Below are 20,392 nucleotides of genomic sequence, written 5' to 3' on the forward strand. Positions count from 1 at the left end.
CCATTAATAGCTTTTAGCAATCAGATCATTGCTGCCAACAAGAATAAATTCATTTGATTGCTTGAAAATGCAAGGCAAAGCATCACATCATGTCAGTACAGCGCTAAATAGCATGGGATAACATTCTGAGTGAACGAAAACGCACGCGAACATATCGAAAAGATTCTAGCCCACATGACCACCTTGCCCGGCGTATATCGCATGCTCGGCAAAGAGGATGAACTACTATATGTCGGTAAAGCTAAAAATTTAAAAAATCGCGTGTCGAGTTATTTTGTTAAAACCATTGAGCATCCCAAAACACAGGCTTTGGTTGCCCGTATTTATGATATTGAAACGCTAGTAGTGCGTTCCGAAACTGAAGCATTGTTGCTGGAACAAAACCTGATTAAGCTGCATCGTCCGCCGTATAACATCATGCTGCGTGATGATAAGTCATATGTTTATATTTTTATCTCTGCCGATAAGCCCTATCCACGCATTGCCGCAGGACGTGGGAAAGGTAAGCATCAAGCTGGTAAGTTTTTTGGACCTTATCCGAGTGCCTATAACGCAAGGGATACCTTGGTGGTATTACAAAAACTTTTTAATGTACGCCAATGTGAAAATAGCTATTTTTCTCAGCGCAAACGACCGTGCCTGCAATACCAAATTAAACGCTGTTCTGCGCCATGTGTTGGTTTGATTTCACCCGAAGATTATAAAGAGGATGTCAATAACTCGATTCGCTTCTTGCAAGGAGACACCAAAGAACTCAACCAAGAGTTGATTGCCAAAATGGAAGCGGCGGCCGAAGCACTCGAGTTTGAAAAAGCCGTATTTTACCGTGACCGAATGGCGCTACTACGTGATGTGCAAACCCAACAGGCGATTTATAAGGTTAAAGGTGAAGCCGATATTATTGCGATTGCTTATCAAGCAGGGGTGACCTGTGTGCAGATTATGCATGTACGCAATGGTAAAATGCTGGGTGGGAAAAGCTATTTCCCTGATATGCAGGGCGATGACTTAGGACAAATGCTATCAGACTTTATTGCTAATTTTTACTTTCAGGTGGCAGATGAAATTCCTGCTGAGTTGATTGTTAATGTAGAGATTCCAGACCGCAAAGACATGGAAGATGCGCTACAGCAGCACTTTGATAAAAAAATTCAAATCAAATATAAGGTGCGAGAAACCCGTGCCGAATGGCAAGAGCTTGCACAAATGAATGTGCAGCACGCCATTAAAGGCAAACTGGCTGATCATTTTGAATTGAATGAACGTTTTCATCAACTGGAACAAGTGGTTGGTCGTCCGATAGATCGTATTGAATGTTTTGATATTTCCCACACAATGGGGGAGGCAACGATAGCCTCCTGCGTGGTCTTTGATGCAGGTGGTGCACGTAAACGTGATTATCGGCAATTTGCCATCAATGACATTACTGAAGGCGATGACTATGCTGCAATGCGTCAGGCGCTGACTCGTCGTTATAAAAAGAACATGTTACCTGATTTGTTGCTGATTGATGGTGGTAAAGGTCAGTTACACATGGCGATGGAAGTCATGCAAGAACTGCAGTTAGATGCCTTTATAGTCGGGGTGTCGAAAGGAGAAGGACGTAAACCCGGTTTAGAGACTTTACACTTTACCGATGGTGAAAAAATCCAGTTACCTGAAGACCATAAAGCGCTACATTTAATTCAACAAGTGCGTGATGAAGCCCATCGTTTTGCTATTACTAAACATCGAGCGAAACGTGATAAAAAGCGTGGCTCTTCGGTGCTTGAAGCCATTCCTGGACTGGGACCAAAGCGTCGCCGAGATTTACTGACACACTTTGGTGGGATTCAGGGGGTACTCAAAGCTTCGGAAAATGATTTGAAATTGGTGCCGGGATTAGGTGATGTAATGGCAAGAACCATTTATAAAATCCTGCACGAATAAGACTTTTTGATATTTTTAAGCATGATAAGTTGCATGTATTTGCCAAAATGTACATTGACGCATGGGTCACTGATCATTCACATCAATTGAGTTTTAGACAATGATATAAAATTCAAAAAAGATCAGGGATGGATATGTCACTTACAGCGTTATATCAACATATAGAACAGCATGAATGGGTGGATATTCCAGAAGGTTGGTTGCAAGGCAGAACCATCTATGGTGGTTTAGTTGCAGGCATGATGATGCAAAAGGCCTTGATAACTCTAGCTGATACGGGGCGTCGTCTACTCAGTTGTAATGTGACATTTGTAGGCCCTGTTCAATTGGCACCTGTCCGCTTAGCTGCGGAAATTTTAAGACAGGGCAAGTCAGTGACCACCATTGAAGTACGTCTTTGGCAAGATGATGCAGTGCAAAGTATTCTATTGGTGAGCTTTGGTGTTCCACGTGAATCCTCGATTGTCGTTAATCAAGAGCGCATTGCACCGACTTTTCCTAATGTGGAAACACTGAAAATTGCAGAACACCATCCACTTGCACCGCAATGCTTCCAGCAAATGGACTTGGCCTGGGTTGATGGGCAATATCCATGTACAGCCAGTCGTAAGCCAGACTTCAGTGGTTGGATGCGATTCAATCCCCTCAAACATGAAAATCGGAAGATGACTGAGGCTGATCTATTGGTCTCGATGGATATGTGGCCGCCTGGCGTGTTACCCATGTTTAAAACCATGGCACCAGCGAGCTCACTGACCTGGACTTTAACCTATGTACATCCATTACAATCGAATGTGCATAACTGGTTTAAATATAAAGTATTTACAGACTATGCAGCAGATGGTTATGCAACAGAATATGCGCATTTATGGGATGATCAGGATCGGTTAATTGCAATTGCACGGCAGACGGTTACAGTGTTTGCCTAGTGACACTGCTAGGCATTTCGTATAAAGTGAGTGCAACTAACGATGGATAAATCCTCAAATTATTCTGCATTTACATCGTGCATGAGGGGAAAACTGGGGTGTCTATGACAACAGGTCGAATCCTGAATATTCCTAATATTTTAACACTGGCACGAATTGCTTTAATTCCTGTATTTTTGCTTGTGGCTTATTGGCCACCTGCAATGGGTGTGGGTGAGCATGTTGCAAGTATGTCACGTCATATTTTGTTGACGTCGATTTTTGTTATTGCTGCTGTGACGGATTGGTTTGATGGTTATTTAGCACGATCATTAAATCAAACCTCTGCATTCGGGCGTTTTTTAGATCCTGTAGCAGATAAATTGATGGTTGCGGCGGCATTGATCGTCTTGGTGCAATGGCAGCCGACCATTTCTATGGCATTTGCTGCAATTGTCATTATCTCACGTGAAATTACAGTTTCGGCACTACGCGAATGGATGGCTGAACTGGGTGCACGTACTAGCGTTGCAGTGTCTACTGTCGGTAAATACAAAACAGCATTTCAAATGATTGCAATTTCAGTCTTCTTATTGAATTGGCAACCACTTGAAATGTTGGCGTATGGATTACTGTATACCGCAGTCGTATTAACATTATGGTCGATGTTTATTTATTTAAAAGCCGCATGGCCCTATTTAAAACAGCCTTAAACTGACGATTACAGTTGAAAAGCTCCTTTCATAAGGGGCTTTTTTATGGCCAACTATTTGAGTTAACTAAATTTTGTGTTTTTAAAAATTATAAAGTGAAGACAGGAATGAACAAATGAAGCAAAAATTGTTCAGGTAATTAGATCATGATTAAATAAGCAAATTTTGGATAAAAAAATTCCCAGACTTTGGGGGAAGACTGGGAAGGAAATCGGGGTTACTTATCGCTATTATTGAAGATGTTTCCATCTCCTTGATTTGTATTATAGGAAAGTGATTTAAAAAAAGCATGTAGGTTCTTGTAGTGTAATGTTGTGTTTTATTGAGAAATGTATCACAGATTTACAAACTTAATTTTTGATACAACTTATAAGCTTACTTTGGTGTAATCTGCCTTTTGAAAGCCAGTTAAATGTGTTAATTGAACCCTAGAAAATCGAAATATTTTAATTTTTTATAATATATTGAATGATTTAATTTGAAATAAAATTGACTACGTAATAAAAACTTTTTGTGCTGTAAAATATTTTAGCTCATAATTTTTACCACTATTCTCTATGGTTTAAATAAAAAAATAAGCAATATTTTTCGTTTAGTTCTGCTTTTGGTTTTAGCTTAGATCAAGATAAAAAGCGGCCTTTTAGACCCTGTGATGTGGTTGTAAATTACGCTTCCGCTTTCTTTTAGCCTAGTGTACTAATGCTTCTAAAATAAAAAAAGAGACTCCATAGAGTCTCTTTTTTTATTCAAGCCTATGCACATCTTCGATGTTTGTATTGCGAAAGAGCGGGGCAGTGCTTCTTAAAATAAAAAGGGAACCCGGAATGAGTTCCCATTTTGACAATTAGAACTACGCGCTTCGCTTGTCTTGCAGAAAAATAAGGCAGCGCCTTTTTTTCACTCGAAGCATAGCTTCTCGTCTTGCAGCGTGGCGGAGCAGTGCTCCGCTTTATCACGCTTCAGGCTTGAGCCCTTCGGCTTTTTCAAGAGACTCATCATTGCTGAAGAATTTTTCACGCTGTTCTTCAAGAAACTTTTTTGCATCTGGTTCAAACACATTTAAACGCTTTTCATTGATTAACGTTGTTTGGTGTTTTAACCATTCTTGCCAAGCTTGCTTTGACACGCTGTCAAACAATTCTTGACCCTTTGCACCGGGGAATGGTGCAAAGTCTAAACCTTCCATTTCAGCCTGATATTTACGGCAAAAAACTTGTCGAGACATATCAATACTCCATTTAACTTGAACAGTTATGCGTAAAGTTTTTCTAAACGAGCGTGTGCACGTTCAATCGCAGCTTCAACTTGAGCCGGTGCCGTACCACCAATGTGGTTACGGGCATTGACTGATGCTTCCAAAGTCAATGCTTTTTCAAATACATCCGCTTGAATCAAGTCAGAGAATTGCTGAAGTTGCTCAAGTGTTAATTCAGATAAGTCTTTACCTTCTTGAACACCTAGTGCAACGGCTTTACCTACAATTTCATGTGCATCACGGAATGCAACGCCATTTTTAACTAAGTAGTCAGCAAGATCAGTTGCTGTAGAGAAACCACGAAGTGCTGCTTCGCGCATGATTTCAATGTTTGGTACTAATGCTGGGATCATATCCGCAAAGGCCATCAATGAACCACGAACGGTATCAATCGCATCAAACAACGGTTCTTTGTCTTCTTGGTTATCTTTGTTATAAGCCAATGGTTGACCTTTCATGAGGGTCAATAGGCTCATCAAATCACCATAAACACGGCCAGTTTTACCACGAATTAACTCAGGAACATCAGGGTTTTTCTTCTGTGGCATGATTGAAGAGCCTGTACAGAAACGGTCTGGAATGTTCACGAATTTGAACTGAGCAGATGTCCATAGGATCATTTCTTCAGACATACGTGACAAATGCATCATGATTAAAGATGCCGCAGCGTTGAACTCAATACCGAAGTCACGGTCAGACACTGCATCTAGCGAGTTTTCAGCAACCGCTTCAAAACCTAATAATTCAGCAGTATATGCACGGTCGATTGGGTAAGTCGTACCTGCAAGTGCAGCAGAACCTAATGGCATACGGTTAGCACGCTTACGACAGTCAATTAAGCGCTCTGAGTCACGTACCAACATTTCAAACCAAGCCATTAAATGGTGGCCGAAAGTCACAGGTTGTGCGGTTTGCAAGTGAGTAAAGCCAGGCATAATGGTATTGGTGTTTTTAGCAGCGAGACCCAAAATACCTTTTTGCAATTTTTGTAACAAACCTAAAATGGCATCAATTTCATCACGTACATATAAACGGATATCAGTTGCAACTTGGTCATTACGACTGCGGCCAGTATGAAGTTTTTTACCCGCAATACCAATACGTTGAGTCAAACGAGACTCAATGTTCATGTGCACATCTTCAAGATCAATGCGCCATTCGAAGTTACCCGCTTCAATTTCAGCTTGAATGGTGTTCAAACCATTTACGATGTCTTCGCGTTCTTGCTCGGTTAATACGCCTACTTTTGCAAGCATGGTTGCATGTGCAATTGAACCTGCAATATCTTGTTTATAAAAGCGTTGGTCAAATTGTACAGATGCTGTAAATTCAGCAACAAAAGCGTCAGTAGCTTCAGAAAAACGACCGCCCCACATGCCTGAAGTTTGGGCTTGTGACGGATTTGAGGAATTAGAAGATGTGGTCATGTCGGCTCAATAAGATAAAAAGCAGTAGAACTAAAAACAGTATAGCAAATTCGAGCTCTGTTGCCGCAGTCAAGCGACATCTATCTTCGACTTCTTCAAATAGGCATGATCCAGCATCGTATTTTTTTAGCAGAATGGGGCGTTGGCAGCATCTTCTGGAGTTATTTGTAGCAGGCAATATATTAGGCTTGGTGTTGGCTTTAGCACAGGTGCAATCATGGCAGGCTTTGAGCTTAAATTCTGTTTTACAACATATTCTATTTATTAACTGGATACTCCTTGCCTTTGCGGCTTTTGTAGATCTCTGGAAAGATCGATTTAGTCAAATGGGTATTAAAATGGCTTTGCTGTGTGGTTTTAGTTTGTTACAAGCTTTGGTCTTTCTCACCACAGTCGCTTTAAATATCTTGCTGCACTTTGGTACAAATATGAGTCTTTCAGACCTTAATTTGGCTACGGCGACGCAAAATTTGGTTTTGCATTTAAGTTATGGTGTATTGCTTGGCGCATTTTGTTTTCGTTATTTATATTTAAGAGAACAGTGGGGGCGTCAACAACATAGCGAGTTAAATTCGCGTATACAGGCCATGCAGGCACGTATTCATCCACATTTTTTATTTAATAGTTTAAATAGTGTCATTAGTTTAATCGCAATTGATCCGGATAAAGCAGAGCAAATGCTATTAAATCTGTCTCGATTATTTCGAGCCAGTTTTCAAGAGTTAAAGTTGGTGAGTTTGCAAGAGGAAATAGACTTATGTCAGCGCTATTTGGCGATTGAACAGATGCGATTGGGAGATCGTTTAAATGTTGAATGGAAATTACAGCCGTCAGATCGATACTCAAGCGTACAAATTCCACTATTAACTTTACAACCTTTGCTAGAAAATAGTATTTTTCATGGAGTTGAAAAAATTCTGACAAAGAGTACGATAAGTATATTGATTGAAATCTTACAAAATCAAATAAATATCGTTATTACAAATCCTTATACACAGGATAAAATAAATTTACGTCAGGGGAATGGTATTGCAATTGAAAATGTGAAGCAGCGACTTGAGGCATACTATGGTCAAAGCGTCATCTTTCAAACCAATGCAGGCGAAGGAATGTATACGACTGTGGTGCAATATCGATATAAGTAGAAAATTACAGTTAATCTATAAAAACAACTGATGTTAACTGTATAAAGGAGGAGATATGGACATCCTGATTTGTGATGATGAGTCTCTAGCGATAGAACGATTGTCACGTTTAGTCACTCAACTTGGACATCATGTTGTGGCAACAGCAACACATGGTCGGCAAGCAATTGAGTTGGTTCAAAGCCTAGAGCCAGATGTCATACTATTAGATATTCAAATGCCTGAAATGGATGGATTAACTTGCGCGCAATATTTGCGTCAGTTAGATCCAATGCCCGCAATTATTTTTTGTACTGCTTATGATCATCATGCACTTGATGCGTTTCGATCAAATGCAGAGGGATATTTGCTAAAACCAGTTATGCAACAGGAATTGCAGCAGGTTTTAGATCATATTATTAAATTAACCCAAGCTCAGCTGAGCACGATAAAACAAAAAGAAAATATGGACGAAATCAAAATCAGCCGACATCAAATAGCGGCAAAAACCTATCGTGGTGTGGAATTGGTGCCTGTTGAAAATATTTACTACTTTTTAGCAGATCAAAAATACGTCACGGTAAGACATAAAAATGGCAGTGTCTTAATTGATGAGACGCTAAAAGATTTAGAAAATGAATTTGGTGATCGTTTTATACGTATCCATCGTAACGCTTTGGTTTCTATTGGTTTTCTAGATGGCCTTGAGGTTGTGAGTTCAGGTCAATACCAAGTGCGTTGTCGCGATCTGGAAGAACGCCTTGCGGTGAGTCGCCGTCATTTGCCAAATTTACGTGAGCGAATTCAAAAATTATAATGCACACGCGTATTTTCAAATTTAAATATGCTTGCATTTTAAAGTGAGCAGGTTAAGTTTAGAATAACGCTTAAACAGACTGCATTTTAAATTTTATGAAAATCCTCAAGATTGCAACTCGACAAAGCCCACTTGCATTATGGCAAGCGGAACATATTCGTGCGCGTTTAGAAGCACTCCATACCGATTTAAAAGTTGAGTTGGTTACTTTTGTCACTCAAGGTGACAAAATTATTGATACACCTTTGGCTAAAATTGGTGGTAAAGGATTATTCGTAAAAGAGCTTGAAGCGGCCTTATTAGATGGTCGTGCAGACTTAGCGGTGCATTCAATGAAGGATGTGCCGATGGCGCTGCCTGAAGGATTAAATTTAGCGGTAATTTGTGAACGTGAAGATCCGCTCGATGCTTTTGTTTCGAATACCTACAATCATTTTGATGAGCTACCACAAGGTGCAAAAGTCGGTACATCAAGTCTACGCCGTAAATGTCAGATTTTAAAACAACGTCCTGACCTTGAGATTATTGATCTGCGTGGCAATGTGGGTACACGTTTATCAAAATTAGATGCGGGTAACTATGACGCCATTATTTTGGCGAGTGCAGGTTTGAAACGTTTGGGTTTGGCCGAGCGTATCCGTCATACCATCCAACCGGAATTTAGTTTACCAGCAGTAGGTCAAGGTGCATTGGGGCTAGAGTGCCGTACCGATGACCAAGCCGTTTTAGATTTGATTCAGCCTTTAATGCATAGTGAAACTAATGCATGTGTACGTGCAGAACGTGCTTTCAATGCGTATTTGGAAGGTGGTTGCCAAGTTCCAATTGCAGGTTATGCAGTACTGCAAAATGGTCAAATTCACTTAGAAGGTCGTGTCGGCAGTGTGGACGGTAAAACATTACTGAAAGCACAGCGAATTGGCGCAAGCGAGAACGCTGAACAACTTGGTGTTGCCTTAGCACAAGAGCTTTTAGCGCAAGGTGCTGGTGATATTTTGAAGGCATTGTATTAATACATGTTGTTTATCAATACACGCCCTCAAGATCGTGCAGCGGTTCTCACTGAGACTTTGCAACAGGCCGGAGTGCGTGTACTAGAGCTTCCACTCCTTGAGTTAAAAGCTGCCCCATGGTCACAAGATTTGGCGCAGCTATATTCAGCCCTTTTGTATGCGCAAGTCATTGTTGTGGTGAGTCCTTCTGCCGTACATATGGGAATGGCTGGATTGGCTCAAGCGGGACTGAAGATTGAGCAATTAAAGCAGATTCATTGGATTGCTGTAGGACAGGCAACTGCAAATACATTAGCGGATTACGGTATCAATAGTGCAGTTCCAGAAGTCGAAACTTCAGAAGGCATGTTGAGTTTACCGATTCTAGAACAATTGGCTGCTGGTGCCACAGTTGCATTTTGGCGTGGTGAAGGTGGTCGCCAATTTATGATGCAGCAGTTAATTGATCGTGGTATTCATGTCCTTAACTTTGTTTTATACCATCGGCAATGTCCAACTGAAGCCGAACAAATTATTAAAAAAAATCGTACTGTTTTTGAGTCGTCATCTTCGTATTGTATGCTCGTGACCAGTGAAGCCAGTTGGCTCAATTGGTTGCGACTGATGCAGCCATATCCACAATGTGTTGCGGATGCATATTATTTGGTGTTGGGCGAGCGTCTGATGCAATTGCTTGAACATTACGGACAGCAGTCAAATTTAGAACTCAAAATACTGCAATTAAACGATTTAAATGCATTACATATTTTGCAGCAGGTTAGGCAGGTGCAGGGAAATACATGAAGAGGTTGGTTATTGTTGTTGTCATTGCCGCGCTACTTTGGCTGTTCAAGTTAAGTTTTGATGTTTATCAAATGAATGCCAAACAAACGGAGTTGATGCAGCAGCAAACGCAATTGCAGCAGCAAAATGCAGGTTTGAATGATCAGTTGGTTGCGATGAAGCGACAATATGATGGTCAGCCTGTAACTTCTTCACCTGCAAATCCGCCAGCAATGCAAGCAGATGATCACGTTGGTGTTCAGCCGATTACTTTGATTGGGCAGCGTTTAGAGTTGGTTGAGTTCGCATTACAACAGCAGCAATTTGGTGTGGCGCTAGAAAAATTGAATCAGCTAGATCAACAGCTGGAAATATTTAGTTTGGCACCCGCACTTAGAATGAGTCTGCATCAGGTGATTGCGAAAGATCGAGAGATGCTGACGCAATATGTGGTTGCGCGCCAAACTCAGCAAAATAAAATTAAACAAGTTTTACAGACACTGGATCAAGCACTGCAAAAAGAAATACAGCAGCCTTATCAAAATACCCCAAAACAAAAAGAACAGTCATTTTTGAGTCGCTGGATTCAGGTTGAAGCTGTTGAACGGCCGAGTGTGGATTTATTACAACGTGGAATTGTCTTAAAAGAAATTCAACTCAGATTATTATTGGCTCAGCAAATTATGTTGAAAGGGCAGTATCCTGAATTTCAACAAGAATTGACTGAAATTATTCAAATCATGCAGCAATTGCCTGATCCACATTTAAAGCAGATACAACAAAAAATAGTGCAATTAAAAGAAACACCTGTTTTATCTGTTCCTCAATTAAATACCCGTGCACTGATAGGTTAATGGCGATGAAACAAATTTTATTGGCCTATTTATTGATTAGCTTATTTGCCATAGCCATTATGAGTGTATTGAGCTTTGGTTATGGTGCTGGTTATGTCTATGTTTACTGGCGTGATTGGCAAGTTCAATCCAATATTTGGTTTATTATTTTTGTTTTAGCTTTAATCAGTTTTATTGTTCAAATGCTTTGGTATGGGCTAAAGCGTTATTTAAGCCGTGAGCAACGCAAAAGTGAAACTGTTTTTAATTTTAATAAATTACACCCTTATGAACAGCTTGCAGTTATTTGGTTATTGAATGCTGCACATGATCAAAAGGATTTTATTCAACAAGCATTTACTGAGTCAGGTTTATTAAAAGGTGTGATCGATGCACGATTATCTTGGATTCAGCAAGATTATCCAGCAGCATTACAGGCATTAAATCAAACCAGTCCTATGGCTTTTGAATTGGCTGAATTACAACGAATAGAAATTTATTTAGGACAAAATGATGGTGAGCAAGCATTAACGCATTTAGAGTTTTTAAATCAACATGAATTGTCACCATGGTTAAATAAAGTAAAAACTGCGTATGAACAGCGCTTGAATACCTTGTGGGGTGCCTTTGCTTTACAATTTCCATGGTTGTATTTACGCTCAACACGTTATGGCCATTTGGATGAGGTGACTAAGCAGGCCTGGTTGGCACAGTTATTACAAGCTTTTGATCAAGCAGATGTCGATGATTTGCAGAATTTAAAACAGCGTTACCATGATTTGCAGGATCAAATTGCCGAGAGAAATTATGCGGTCAAAGTGCTGTGGCTCAAAGTGTTATCTCGCATGCCGGATATGAGCCAAGAACATGAACGATTAGCTGTGCATCTGCTAGAACAGCAGTTTAATCAAGATGTGTTTTATATGTGGTTTCAGGCACAACTTCTCAAACAAAATCCTGACTATGTCGCGGTGGAGCAACAGATTGCGCTGTGGGAACAAAAATATCCTGCATTGCCTGTATTGAATTTTGCAAAGTGGAATATTTATAACGCAACCCAGCGTAGTGCAGAAGCGGATGCTTTGTTGGCACAATATCCTGATGATGTATTAATGAGCTATCTCAGAATTAAATCAGCATTAAATCAGCAGGATGATTTAATTCGACAATTAAATTTAATCTTTGAAAACAATGCGAATTTTATGGAAATAAAAATATAAGGAAATTGAATATGCAAGAATTAAACAACTATCCTGTGATATATGAACAAAAAGTTGCATGGGGCGATATGGATGCATTTGGTCATGTTAATAATGTGCATTATTATCGCTATATGGAAAGTGCACGAATTGCATATTTAGATTTGTTGAATATATTTAATCAAGATGTACTTACTGTTGTTGCATCAAGTCAGTGCAAATTTATTCGTCCTGTAATTTATCCAGATCAATTAAAAGTGGCAACGCGAGTAGAAGAATTAAGAAATAGTGCATTTCGTATGAGTTATCTATTATGGAGCGAGTCACAGCAAGCCTATGTAGCATCGGGTGATGCAGTTATTGTATGCGTCGATAATCAATTGATGCAAAAAATGGCGATACCTGAAAATATTAAACAACGTATTAAAGAAATTGAATTGACTGCTCAAAATAATATTTAAATACAAAAATGCATGATGAAATGAATATATTTGTGTTAATTTATTGTTGTGTAGCGTAAATTGTTTATTGAATAATTATTTTATTATAAATATTATGTGCAAGTTTTAAAAAGCAAAATAATACGATATTTCGGAGTAAAGATTATGCCTGATATTAGCAATCTATCAGTTGAAGAGTTAAAGAAATTACAAGTTGAAGCGGAAGCTTTAATTGCGTCTAAAAAAGACCAAGCGATTGAAGATGCGTATAATCGTATTTTAGAAATTGCTGAAAACTTAGATTTAACCGTAGAGCAGATTCTTGAATCTGGCGCGAACAAACGTAAAAAATCAACACGTAAAGCTGTTGAGCCACGTTACCGTAGTAAAGCGAATGCTGCTGATACTTGGACAGGTCGCGGTAAACAACCACGTTGGTTAGTTGCTGAGCTTGAAAAAGGCGCAAAACTTGAAGACTTCTTAATCTAAGTCTTTCATCAAGTCGTAACATCCTGAATCTAGGATGATGAAACCGAGCAAATGCTCGGTTTTTTTAGCTCTTTGAATTGGCTATGCAGAAAAAGTATGCATAATGTGCCTATAAAGAAAAAAAGTTTAAATCATGGATGTAAAGTTGAAAGTTCGGTTGTGGTGGGATGATCAGTAAATCTAATAATATTCGATGGCTCATTTTCGCCATCCTGAGTTTTTTTATTTTTGTCTTGCTGCAAGTCCCAGCAGCATGGTTGATCACAAAATTTTATAAAAATAATCAAATGTTGCACAACGTTAGCGGCAATATTTGGCATGGCCAAGCGGATTGGACCAAAGGTAACCTTAAAGGTTCTTTAAATTGGAAGACACGACCTTGGGATTTGATCTTATTGCGTCTTGGTGCAAATGTTGAAATTCATAGCGGTAACACCAAACTACAAGGCGTAGTGGGTTATGGCTTGGGTAAAGCCATCACCATTAAAGCGTTAGAAGGGCAAATTGCACCTGAAACATTAAAAAGTTTTGCCCAATGGCAATGGCCAATCAATGCGATCCAGCTGAAAGACGTGCAGTTTAAATACAAGCCGCAACAAGGATTTACTGCGACGGATGGTGAATTGCAATGGGCGGGTGGAGATCTTGGTTTTACCTTTGCGCAGCGCCAAGAGTCGATGAATATTCCTGTTTTGTCGGCAAAATTAAAAGATGATAACGGTAAGTTAACGATTGATGTGCGGGATCAACGTGAACAAAAAATGATGAATTTGCAGCTTGAGCCAGACTTGATGTTAGATGTGCAGCTCACCCAGCGGTTTTTGATGAATGTTGCATCCTATGAAGGTAAAGCTGGTCTTGATACTTACGTAATTAGCTCACGTCAGCCTTTATTAGCTGGGGTGAACTGATGCGTAATTATCTAGACACAATGCGCGAATTGAACTGGAAGCAAGCTGATCGTATTGCTCCATTGGTCTTGGCCTTATTAATCTTGTATCTATGCTGGAAATTGGCGGCATTTTTTTGGCTCTTGATTGCACCACCTCAGGCTATGCAAATTGAGCGTGTTGAGCTAGGTTCTGCTCAAGTGCAAGTACCGAATATTAGTTCGTTTGCGTTGTTTCAGGAACAATCATCAAATGCAGCAAACGAACAACTGAATATGGTGTTACAAGGTGTGGTGGTTGGGCAGCCAAGTCGCTATTCATCTGCGGTGATCAAAATTAATGAAAGTTCAGACCGTTACTTGGTAGGTGAAACGATAGAGGGTTCTTCTTATCAATTGTCTGAAGTCTATTGGGATAAAGTGATTTTGCGTCAAGCCAATGGGGCAACACGAGAACTGGCATTTAAAGGCATCGAGAATGGGCTGAATCAGCCGATTGTCCCTACAGCCAATGCGACCAATAATACAACGATGCAAAATAGCAGCACTGACAATAGCGCCATGACATCGAACAAGGCACAAAGTCAGACACAAACGGCGATCGGGCAAGCAGTTCAGCGCATGGCTGAAAACCGTGAACAATATATGCAAGAAATGGGGGTTACCCCTTCAGGAAGTGGTGGCTTTGAAGTGACAAGCCGCACACCGACCGCATTAAGAAATAAGCTAGGATTGCAACCGGGTGACCGTATTATGTCTTTAAACGGGCAAACCGTAGGTCAAGGTCAATCAGAAGCGCAATTATTAGAACAAGCCCGCCGTGAAGGGCAGGTGAAACTTGAAGTAAAACGTGGTGATCAAGTGATGACCATACAACAGGATTTTTAGTGATGATTCATCACTATATAGGGTTAGGAAACACAGGCGTATATGGCTTTTTTTAATAATAATCGTTCAACTCTAGCTGCCTATGCCATGTTGCCCTTGGCTGCGATGGTCAGTACGGCAAGTTTCGCTCAAACTTGGAAAATCAATCTACGTGATGCTGATTTAACAGCGTTCATTAATGAAGTCGCTGATATCACGGGGAAAAACTTTGCTGTTGATCCTCGTGTGCGTGGTAATGTCACAGTCATTTCCAATAAGGCTTTAAATAAAACAGAAGTCTACGATTTATTTTTGGGTGTTTTAAACGTTAATGGTGTGGTGGCCATTCCATCAGGCAATACCATTAAGCTTGTACCTGATAGTAACGTTAAAAGTTCAGGTATTCCTTATGATGCCCGACACCGTGCTTCGGGCGATCAAATTGTGACGCGTGTGATTTGGTTGGATAATACCAATGCCAATGACTTGATCCCTGCTTTACGCCCATTGATGCCACAGTTTGCACATTTGTCTGCAGTAGCGGGGACCAATGCGCTAATTGTCTCAGACCGTGCGAGCAATATTTATCAGCTTGAAACCATTATTCGTAATTTGGATGGAACTGGGCAAAATGATATTGAAGCCGTGACTTTGCAATCAAGTCAGGCGGAAGAAATGATTGGTTTGCTTGAAGCAATGAGCTCGACAGGTGCGTCGAAAGATCCGAAAGGCTCGCGCATTCGCCTGATCGCTGATAATCGTACCAATCGTATTATTATTAAAGGGGATACGGCGACGCGTAAACGTATCCGCCAGATGATTGAAACCTTAGATGTTCCTGCAGCGGATCGTTTAGGTGGGCTGAAAGTCTTCCGTTTAAAATATGCCAGTGCGAAAAATTTATCTGAAATATTACAAGGGCTAGTGACTGGGCAGGCGGTTTCAAGTAACAATAATTCGGCTAATTCAAATAATAATTCAACGAGTAACTTACTCAACGGCACATCTGATAATCAGTCATTAACAGCCAATAACAATACTAGTTCTGGGATTAATCTCAACAGTAATAATAATTCAAATAATCAAAACAGTATCAGTAGCTTTAATGCCAATGGTGTTAGCATTATTGCTGACGCGACGCAAAATGCTTTGGTGGTCAAAGCTGATCCGCAATTGATGCGTGAAATCGAATCAGCTATTCAACAATTAGATATCCGTCGTCAACAGGTATTGATCGAGGCTGCCATCATCGAGGTAGAGGGTTCCGATGCAGATCAATTGGGTGTGCAATGGGCATTAGGGGATATCAGTAGTGGTATTGGACTGATTAACTTTGATAACTTTGGTTCAAGTTTAAAAAATATTGCAGCAGGTTATTTGACAGGTGGTGCTGCGGGCGCGGGTAGTGCGGTCGGTGCGGGAACATCATTAGTATTGGGTGATTATCGAGAAGGAAGTGATGGTTCTCGTAAATTATACGGTGCCATGATTCAAGCATTAAAAGAAAAAACCAAGTCGAACTTACTGTCTACGCCGTCGATTGTGACCATGGACAACGAAGAAGCCTATATTGTGGTTGGTGAGAACGTACCCTTTGTAACAGGTTCTGTATCGACCGGTGCAGCAGGCGTTGCAAATCCATATACTACCATCGAGCGTAAAGATGTCGGTGTGACCTTAAAAGTGGTTCCGCACATTGGTGATGGTGGTTCGGTTCGTTTAGAGGTTGAGCAAGAAGTTTCAGATGTGAAAACCAATAAAGGTGAAGCATCTGACTTGGTGACCAGTAAGCGTGCCATTAAAACCTCCATTTTGGCTGAGCATGGTCAAACCATCGTTTTAGGTGGGTTAATTTCAGATAATACCCAGCATGGCCGTCAGTCTGTGCCTGGTTTAGGTTCGATTCCTGTTTTGGGTAAGCTCTTCAGTTCTGAGGGCAAGTCCAATGTTAAGCGAAATTTATTAATCTTCATTCATCCAACAATTGTAGGTAATTCAGCTGATGTGAAAAAAATGTCACAGCAGCGTTATAACCAGTTATATAGCTTGCAATTGGCACTGGATACCGATGGCAACTTTGCTAAGTTGCCTGAAAGTGTTGAAGATATTTATCAGCAACGTATTCCTGTGTCTAAAGGTGTTGCACCTGCACCCGTTCAGCCGGCCCCTGTTGCACAGCCACAAGTGACACAACCTGTGGTGACAACCCCTGTTGCGATTGAGCCACCTGTTAAGCGTCAAACAATTGCTGTACCAAATGGCAGTCGACAAACAAGTTCAAATTATCATGTGTTACCGACACAACCACAGTCCACAAAAAAAGTTACTGTTGCTCAATCTACCCACACAATGAATGTAAAGGTTAATGAATCAGTGTTAGTGCGGGAAATTCAGCAAAGTGTGGTGCAAAAAATTGATCAACCGATGGTTGTTGCAGGTTTATCTAGATCTTTTCAGTTGGATGAAGCATCAGCTTCTGCCAATAGAATGAATGATCACAAAGATGAATACCGAACCATACATTTGAACCCTGAAAATTTGTTAGCATTTCAAAAAAATCAACCGTTCACACAATCGACGCCAAGTTGTCAGAATGGGAATGGATATTCTCTGTGTTATGATTGATTTAGGTAAAGAGAGATAAGCTATGACTTGGAAAATTCAAGCGATTTCAGGTGATTTAACCGGTCAGGAAATCAGTATTGATCGCGATATGTTGGTGGGTCGCCACCAACAGGCCGATATTGTGCTACAACAATCTGAAATTTCGCGTAAGCATGCGGCATTTTTAATTAAAGAACAGGCACTCTGGTTGCAGGACTTAAACTCTTCAAATGGTACATTTATTAATGATGTGCGTTTGGATGGTGAGTCTTTATTAAAACAGGGTGATATTGTTCAGTTTGCGAGTTTAAAGTTTAGCGTGCTTGCACCTGCTAAAGCTGTTGATGTGCCTGTTGAAATACAGCAAAGCATTAATGAGATTCAAAGTGTTGAAGCTATTCAACAGCCAGCAGAAGCTGTGGCTGTATCTGAAACTGCGCAAGAAAAGTCTGCTGCGCAGCAAATGAATGATCAAGGCATGCCTGAACTCAAAGAACGTGATGGTTCGGTGCAGTTAACCCGTGATGGTATGCCTACGAATGTGGGTATTCCTAAGCCAGCACCAATTCCTGAAGGGGTTGATGTTAATGCGCCTGTGACACCCGAAGCCTGCAATGTTGAAATTCCAGAGAGCTGCGTTGAGCAAGAAAAAGAAGCGCAAAAAAATGCCTCTGTGGGTTTGATCTCTGTCATTGTATTGGTCATTCTTGCCATTATTGCATGGGTAATGTTCAAATAATTTTGGACAGCTCAATCAAAAGGCATGCATGAGCATGCCTTTTTTGTTTCAGTTTCAATTTAAAGAGGGTAAAAATGTTGGATGTACGCCTAGCAGATCGCCAAATGATTTTGTTTGATTTGGATGGAACCCTAGTGGATTCAGCTTCAGATTTATATCGTGCCATGAATATGAGTTTGAATACCTTGCAGTTGCCGCTTGTGACAGAAGTGCAGGTGCGTAATTGGATAGGTAAAGGAACATCGTTATTTTGTCAAAGTGTATTAGAACATTTGACTGGTAAGGTGGATGCGGCACAACATCATTTGTTACTGCAAACTTTCTTGAAAATTTATAATGCAGATCCTTGTGTGTTAACACAGCCTTTTAATGGCATCCTAGAATTTTTAAAATGGGGGCAAGCTGAGCAAAAGACTTTAATTTGTGTCACCAATAAACCTGAGCAGCCTGCGCGCAGCATTGTTGAGGCACTGGGGATGAATCAATACTTTGTAGATGTAATTGGTGGTGATCGCTTTGAAGAGCGTAAGCCGCATCCGAAACAACTTTTGTATTGTGCAGAACATTATGGTTTGCCGAAAGAGCAGATTCTAATGATTGGTGATTCGGTGAATGATGTTGAAGCTGCACGCCGTGCGGGTATCGATTGTATTGTGGTCAGCTATGGCTATAATCATGGGGAAAATATTCAAGATTGCCAGCCACAAATGGTGGTTGATAATTTAAAAGAATTATTGGGTTGAAATAAGCAGTGGGTAAGGACGTGGGAATGAGTGAGTGTGTAGTTTTTCGATGGCGTGATTAATTCAGCATCCAAAATAGCAAATGAAAATCAACCATACGAAAATAGATAGAGAAACAAGATGACTACACAAGCTCAATTTGAAGATTTAAAATCAGCAGGTTATAACCTCATTCCTGTGTATCGCCAGCGCTTAGCAGATACGGAAACGCCTTTATCTGTCTTTGCTCGATTAAAACAACATAAACAAGCCTATTTATTTGAATCTGTTGAAGGTGGTGAAAACTGGGCACGTTATTCAATCATTGGCTTAGGTGAATCGACCGTATTTTCTTGTAATGAAGGGCAATTAACGGTTCAACATACCAATGGTCAGATCGAAAAACAGGCTTGCTTAGATCCATTCCAATACATACGTGACTTCCAAGCACAGTTTAAAGTGCCGACACAGCAAGAGCTACCTGCACTGCCAAGCTTTACTGGTGGTCTAGTGGGCTACTTTGGTTATGATGCTGTACGTTATATTGAACCTAAGTTGAATAATGTCCCAGAAGCTGATCCAGTCGGCATTCCTGATATTTGGATGATGTTATCGAAGACAGTCATTGTCTTTGATAACTTAAAAGATACGCTGTTTTTAATTGTGCATGCAGATGTGAATGATCCAGCGGCTTATACCAAAGCACAAGCGCAGCTCGATGACATCGAAGCATTGTTGGCAACACCTGTTGTTTTGATTGCTGAAAAGCACACTGCACCAAATTTTGAATCTATTACAGGGCACGATAACTTTATTGAGTCGATTGCCAATGTGAAAGAATACATTAAGGCGGGTGATGTGATGCAGGTTGTACCAGGGCATCGGATGGTCTCAGACTTTGATGGTGAGCCGTTACAGGTCTATCGTGCATTACGCCACCTTAATCCATCACCGTACTTGTTCTTGGTGCAAGGGCGGACTTTAGAAAACAATACACCTTTTCATATTGTTGGTTCATCACCAGAAATTTTATCGCGTTTAGAAAATGGTATCGCAACCGTGCGTCCATTAGCGGGTACACGCCCACGTGGTAAAACCAAAGAAGAAGATTTGGCGCTGGAAAAAGATCTGCTATCTGATGAGAAAGAAATTGCAGAACATTTGATGTTGATCGATCTAGGTCGAAATGACGTTGGTCGTGTATCAAAAATCGGTAAAGTTCACGTGACTGATCAAATGGTGATCGAGCGTTATTCACATGTCATGCATATTGTGTCAAATGTGCAAGGTGAAGTGCGCGATGATGTAGATGCGTTGGATGTTTTTAAGGCAACATTCCCAGCGGGTACGCTATCTGGTGCACCAAAAATACGTGCAATGGAAATTATTGACGAAGTTGAGCCGGTCAAACGTGGAATTTTTGGCGGTGCTGTTGGTTATTTAGGCTGGCATGGTGAAATGGACATGTCGATTGCGATTCGTACCTGTGTAATTCGTGAAAATAAGGTCTATGTACAGGCGGGAGCAGGGGTGGTTTATGACTCAAATCCTGAATCTGAATGGAATGAAACCCAAATAAAAGCTCGCGCAGTGATCAAAGCGGTTGAATTATCGTCAAATGGATTGATTTTGTGAGTTTTTCACGTTTTTTTTAGAAAAAAC

Annotated in this window: 18 protein-coding genes and 1 pseudogene; 17 read left to right on the plus strand and 2 right to left on the minus strand. The window is 40.5% G+C overall.

Annotation, left to right across the window (positions count from 1 at the left end; translation table 11 throughout):
- Positions 1–129 precede the first annotated feature (129 nt).
- The 3 genes from uvrC to pgsA all read left to right on the plus strand — a co-directional run bounded on the left by uvrC (position 130) and on the right by pgsA (position 3,550).
- On the plus strand, positions 130–1,929 hold the full coding sequence (uvrC, locus tag FTT84_RS00310; RefSeq protein ID WP_180079552.1) for an excinuclease ABC subunit UvrC: 1,800 nt from the start codon (positions 130–132) through the stop codon (positions 1,927–1,929).
- Between the two features lie 134 nt (positions 1,930–2,063).
- Positions 2,064–2,858 carry a thioesterase family protein gene (locus FTT84_RS00315; protein WP_180079554.1) on the plus strand — a complete coding sequence of 265 codons (795 nt, stop codon included), beginning with the start codon at positions 2,064–2,066 and terminating at the stop codon, positions 2,856–2,858.
- Positions 2,859–2,962: 104 nt separating this feature from the next.
- Positions 2,963–3,550, plus strand: a complete 588-nt coding sequence (gene pgsA / locus FTT84_RS00320; protein ID WP_067761409.1) for a CDP-diacylglycerol--glycerol-3-phosphate 3-phosphatidyltransferase — start codon at positions 2,963–2,965, stop codon at positions 3,548–3,550.
- Positions 3,551–4,502: 952 nt separating this feature from the next.
- Here the strand turns inward: pgsA and FTT84_RS00325 are convergent.
- Both FTT84_RS00325 and argH read right to left on the minus strand, forming a co-directional pair.
- Complete coding sequence (locus FTT84_RS00325; protein ID WP_067761406.1) at positions 4,503–4,775, minus strand: oxidative damage protection protein; 273 nt, start codon at positions 4,773–4,775, stop codon at positions 4,503–4,505.
- A gap of 26 nt (positions 4,776–4,801) precedes the next feature.
- Positions 4,802–6,232: an argininosuccinate lyase gene (gene argH, locus FTT84_RS00330; RefSeq protein WP_171256639.1), complete on the minus strand. Its 1,431-nt coding sequence runs from the start codon at positions 6,230–6,232 to the stop codon at positions 4,802–4,804.
- Here argH and FTT84_RS00335 point away from each other — a divergent pair.
- The 14 genes and pseudogenes from FTT84_RS00335 (at position 6,223) to trpE (ending at position 20,365) form a co-directional block, all read left to right on the plus strand.
- Positions 6,223–7,377, plus strand: coding sequence for a sensor histidine kinase (locus FTT84_RS00335; protein WP_180057756.1), 1,155 nt, complete (start codon positions 6,223–6,225; stop codon positions 7,375–7,377). The genes argH and FTT84_RS00335 overlap by 10 nt on opposite strands.
- 55 nt (positions 7,378–7,432) lie before the next feature.
- Positions 7,433–8,173 (plus strand): LytTR family DNA-binding domain-containing protein, encoded by a 741-nt coding sequence (locus FTT84_RS00340; RefSeq protein ID WP_067761397.1) that lies wholly within the window; start codon positions 7,433–7,435, stop codon positions 8,171–8,173.
- Between the two features lie 95 nt (positions 8,174–8,268).
- Positions 8,269–9,186: a hydroxymethylbilane synthase gene (hemC, locus tag FTT84_RS00345; RefSeq protein ID WP_218949592.1), complete on the plus strand. Its 918-nt coding sequence runs from the start codon at positions 8,269–8,271 to the stop codon at positions 9,184–9,186.
- 3 nt (positions 9,187–9,189) lie between these two features.
- The gene (locus FTT84_RS00350) at positions 9,190–9,969 is read left to right on the plus strand and encodes a uroporphyrinogen-III synthase (RefSeq protein WP_067761391.1); all 780 of its coding nucleotides are present in this window, start codon (positions 9,190–9,192) and stop codon (positions 9,967–9,969) included.
- Positions 9,966–10,802: a hypothetical protein gene (locus FTT84_RS00355; RefSeq protein WP_067761388.1), complete on the plus strand. Its 837-nt coding sequence runs from the start codon at positions 9,966–9,968 to the stop codon at positions 10,800–10,802. Before FTT84_RS00350 ends, FTT84_RS00355 begins: the two co-directional genes overlap by 4 nt.
- 5 nt (positions 10,803–10,807) lie before the next feature.
- Positions 10,808–12,001: a heme biosynthesis protein HemY gene (locus tag FTT84_RS00360; protein WP_180057759.1), complete on the plus strand. Its 1,194-nt coding sequence runs from the start codon at positions 10,808–10,810 to the stop codon at positions 11,999–12,001.
- Positions 12,002–12,012: 11 nt separating this feature from the next.
- Positions 12,013–12,441, plus strand: a complete 429-nt coding sequence (locus FTT84_RS00365) for a thioesterase family protein (RefSeq protein ID WP_067761385.1) — start codon at positions 12,013–12,015, stop codon at positions 12,439–12,441.
- A gap of 141 nt (positions 12,442–12,582) precedes the next feature.
- A complete protein-coding gene (locus FTT84_RS00370; RefSeq protein WP_067761817.1) occupies positions 12,583–12,909 on the plus strand; it encodes an H-NS family nucleoid-associated regulatory protein in 327 nt (108 codons plus the stop codon).
- 167 nt (positions 12,910–13,076) lie between these two features.
- The gene (gene gspN, locus FTT84_RS00375; RefSeq protein ID WP_180057761.1) at positions 13,077–13,820 is read left to right on the plus strand and encodes a type II secretion system protein N; all 744 of its coding nucleotides are present in this window, start codon (positions 13,077–13,079) and stop codon (positions 13,818–13,820) included.
- Complete coding sequence (locus tag FTT84_RS00380; protein WP_180057764.1) at positions 13,820–14,686, plus strand: type II secretion system protein N; 867 nt, start codon at positions 13,820–13,822, stop codon at positions 14,684–14,686. The genes gspN and FTT84_RS00380 overlap by 1 nt, the downstream gene beginning before the upstream one ends.
- A gap of 42 nt (positions 14,687–14,728) precedes the next feature.
- Positions 14,729–16,784, plus strand: a pseudogene (gspD, locus tag FTT84_RS00385) (type II secretion system secretin GspD); the annotation flags it as partial.
- Between the two features lie 528 nt (positions 16,785–17,312).
- Positions 17,313–18,008, plus strand: a complete 696-nt coding sequence (locus tag FTT84_RS00390; RefSeq protein WP_180057767.1) for an FHA domain-containing protein — start codon at positions 17,313–17,315, stop codon at positions 18,006–18,008.
- A gap of 74 nt (positions 18,009–18,082) precedes the next feature.
- Positions 18,083–18,751 (plus strand): phosphoglycolate phosphatase, encoded by a 669-nt coding sequence (gph, locus tag FTT84_RS00395; RefSeq protein WP_180057769.1) that lies wholly within the window; start codon positions 18,083–18,085, stop codon positions 18,749–18,751.
- Positions 18,752–18,871: 120 nt separating this feature from the next.
- Positions 18,872–20,365 carry an anthranilate synthase component I gene (trpE, locus tag FTT84_RS00400; RefSeq protein ID WP_180079556.1) on the plus strand — a complete coding sequence of 498 codons (1,494 nt, stop codon included), beginning with the start codon at positions 18,872–18,874 and terminating at the stop codon, positions 20,363–20,365.
- Positions 20,366–20,392: the final 27 nt, after the last annotated feature.

The organism is Acinetobacter sp. YH01019, from assembly GCF_013420285.1.
Taxonomy (GTDB): Bacteria; Pseudomonadota; Gammaproteobacteria; order Pseudomonadales; family Moraxellaceae; genus Acinetobacter; species Acinetobacter gandensis.

Excerpts from the sequence above, each read along its gene's own strand:
- gspN (WP_180057761.1), top strand. The coding sequence starts at position 13,077 with ATGATCAGTAAATCTAATAATATTCGATGGCTCATTTTCGCCATCCTG.
- FTT84_RS00340 (WP_067761397.1), top strand. The coding sequence starts at position 7,433 with ATGGACATCCTGATTTGTGATGATGAGTCTCTAGCGATAGAACGATTG.
- FTT84_RS00325 (WP_067761406.1), bottom strand. The coding sequence starts at position 4,775 with ATGTCTCGACAAGTTTTTTGCCGTAAATATCAGGCTGAAATGGAAGGT.
- FTT84_RS00360 (WP_180057759.1), top strand. The coding sequence starts at position 10,808 with ATGAAACAAATTTTATTGGCCTATTTATTGATTAGCTTATTTGCCATA.
- hemC (WP_218949592.1), top strand. The coding sequence starts at position 8,269 with ATGAAAATCCTCAAGATTGCAACTCGACAAAGCCCACTTGCATTATGG.
- FTT84_RS00355 (WP_067761388.1), top strand. The coding sequence starts at position 9,966 with ATGAAGAGGTTGGTTATTGTTGTTGTCATTGCCGCGCTACTTTGGCTG.
- pgsA (WP_067761409.1), top strand. The coding sequence starts at position 2,963 with ATGACAACAGGTCGAATCCTGAATATTCCTAATATTTTAACACTGGCA.
- FTT84_RS00350 (WP_067761391.1), top strand. The coding sequence starts at position 9,190 with ATGTTGTTTATCAATACACGCCCTCAAGATCGTGCAGCGGTTCTCACT.
- FTT84_RS00335 (WP_180057756.1), top strand. The coding sequence starts at position 6,223 with ATGTGGTCATGTCGGCTCAATAAGATAAAAAGCAGTAGAACTAAAAAC.
- FTT84_RS00315 (WP_180079554.1), top strand. The coding sequence starts at position 2,064 with ATGTCACTTACAGCGTTATATCAACATATAGAACAGCATGAATGGGTG.
- FTT84_RS00365 (WP_067761385.1), top strand. The coding sequence starts at position 12,013 with ATGCAAGAATTAAACAACTATCCTGTGATATATGAACAAAAAGTTGCA.
- gph (WP_180057769.1), top strand. The coding sequence starts at position 18,083 with ATGTTGGATGTACGCCTAGCAGATCGCCAAATGATTTTGTTTGATTTG.
- argH (WP_171256639.1), bottom strand. The coding sequence starts at position 6,232 with ATGACCACATCTTCTAATTCCTCAAATCCGTCACAAGCCCAAACTTCA.
- FTT84_RS00390 (WP_180057767.1), top strand. The coding sequence starts at position 17,313 with ATGACTTGGAAAATTCAAGCGATTTCAGGTGATTTAACCGGTCAGGAA.
- FTT84_RS00380 (WP_180057764.1), top strand. The coding sequence starts at position 13,820 with ATGCGTAATTATCTAGACACAATGCGCGAATTGAACTGGAAGCAAGCT.
- trpE (WP_180079556.1), top strand. The coding sequence starts at position 18,872 with ATGACTACACAAGCTCAATTTGAAGATTTAAAATCAGCAGGTTATAAC.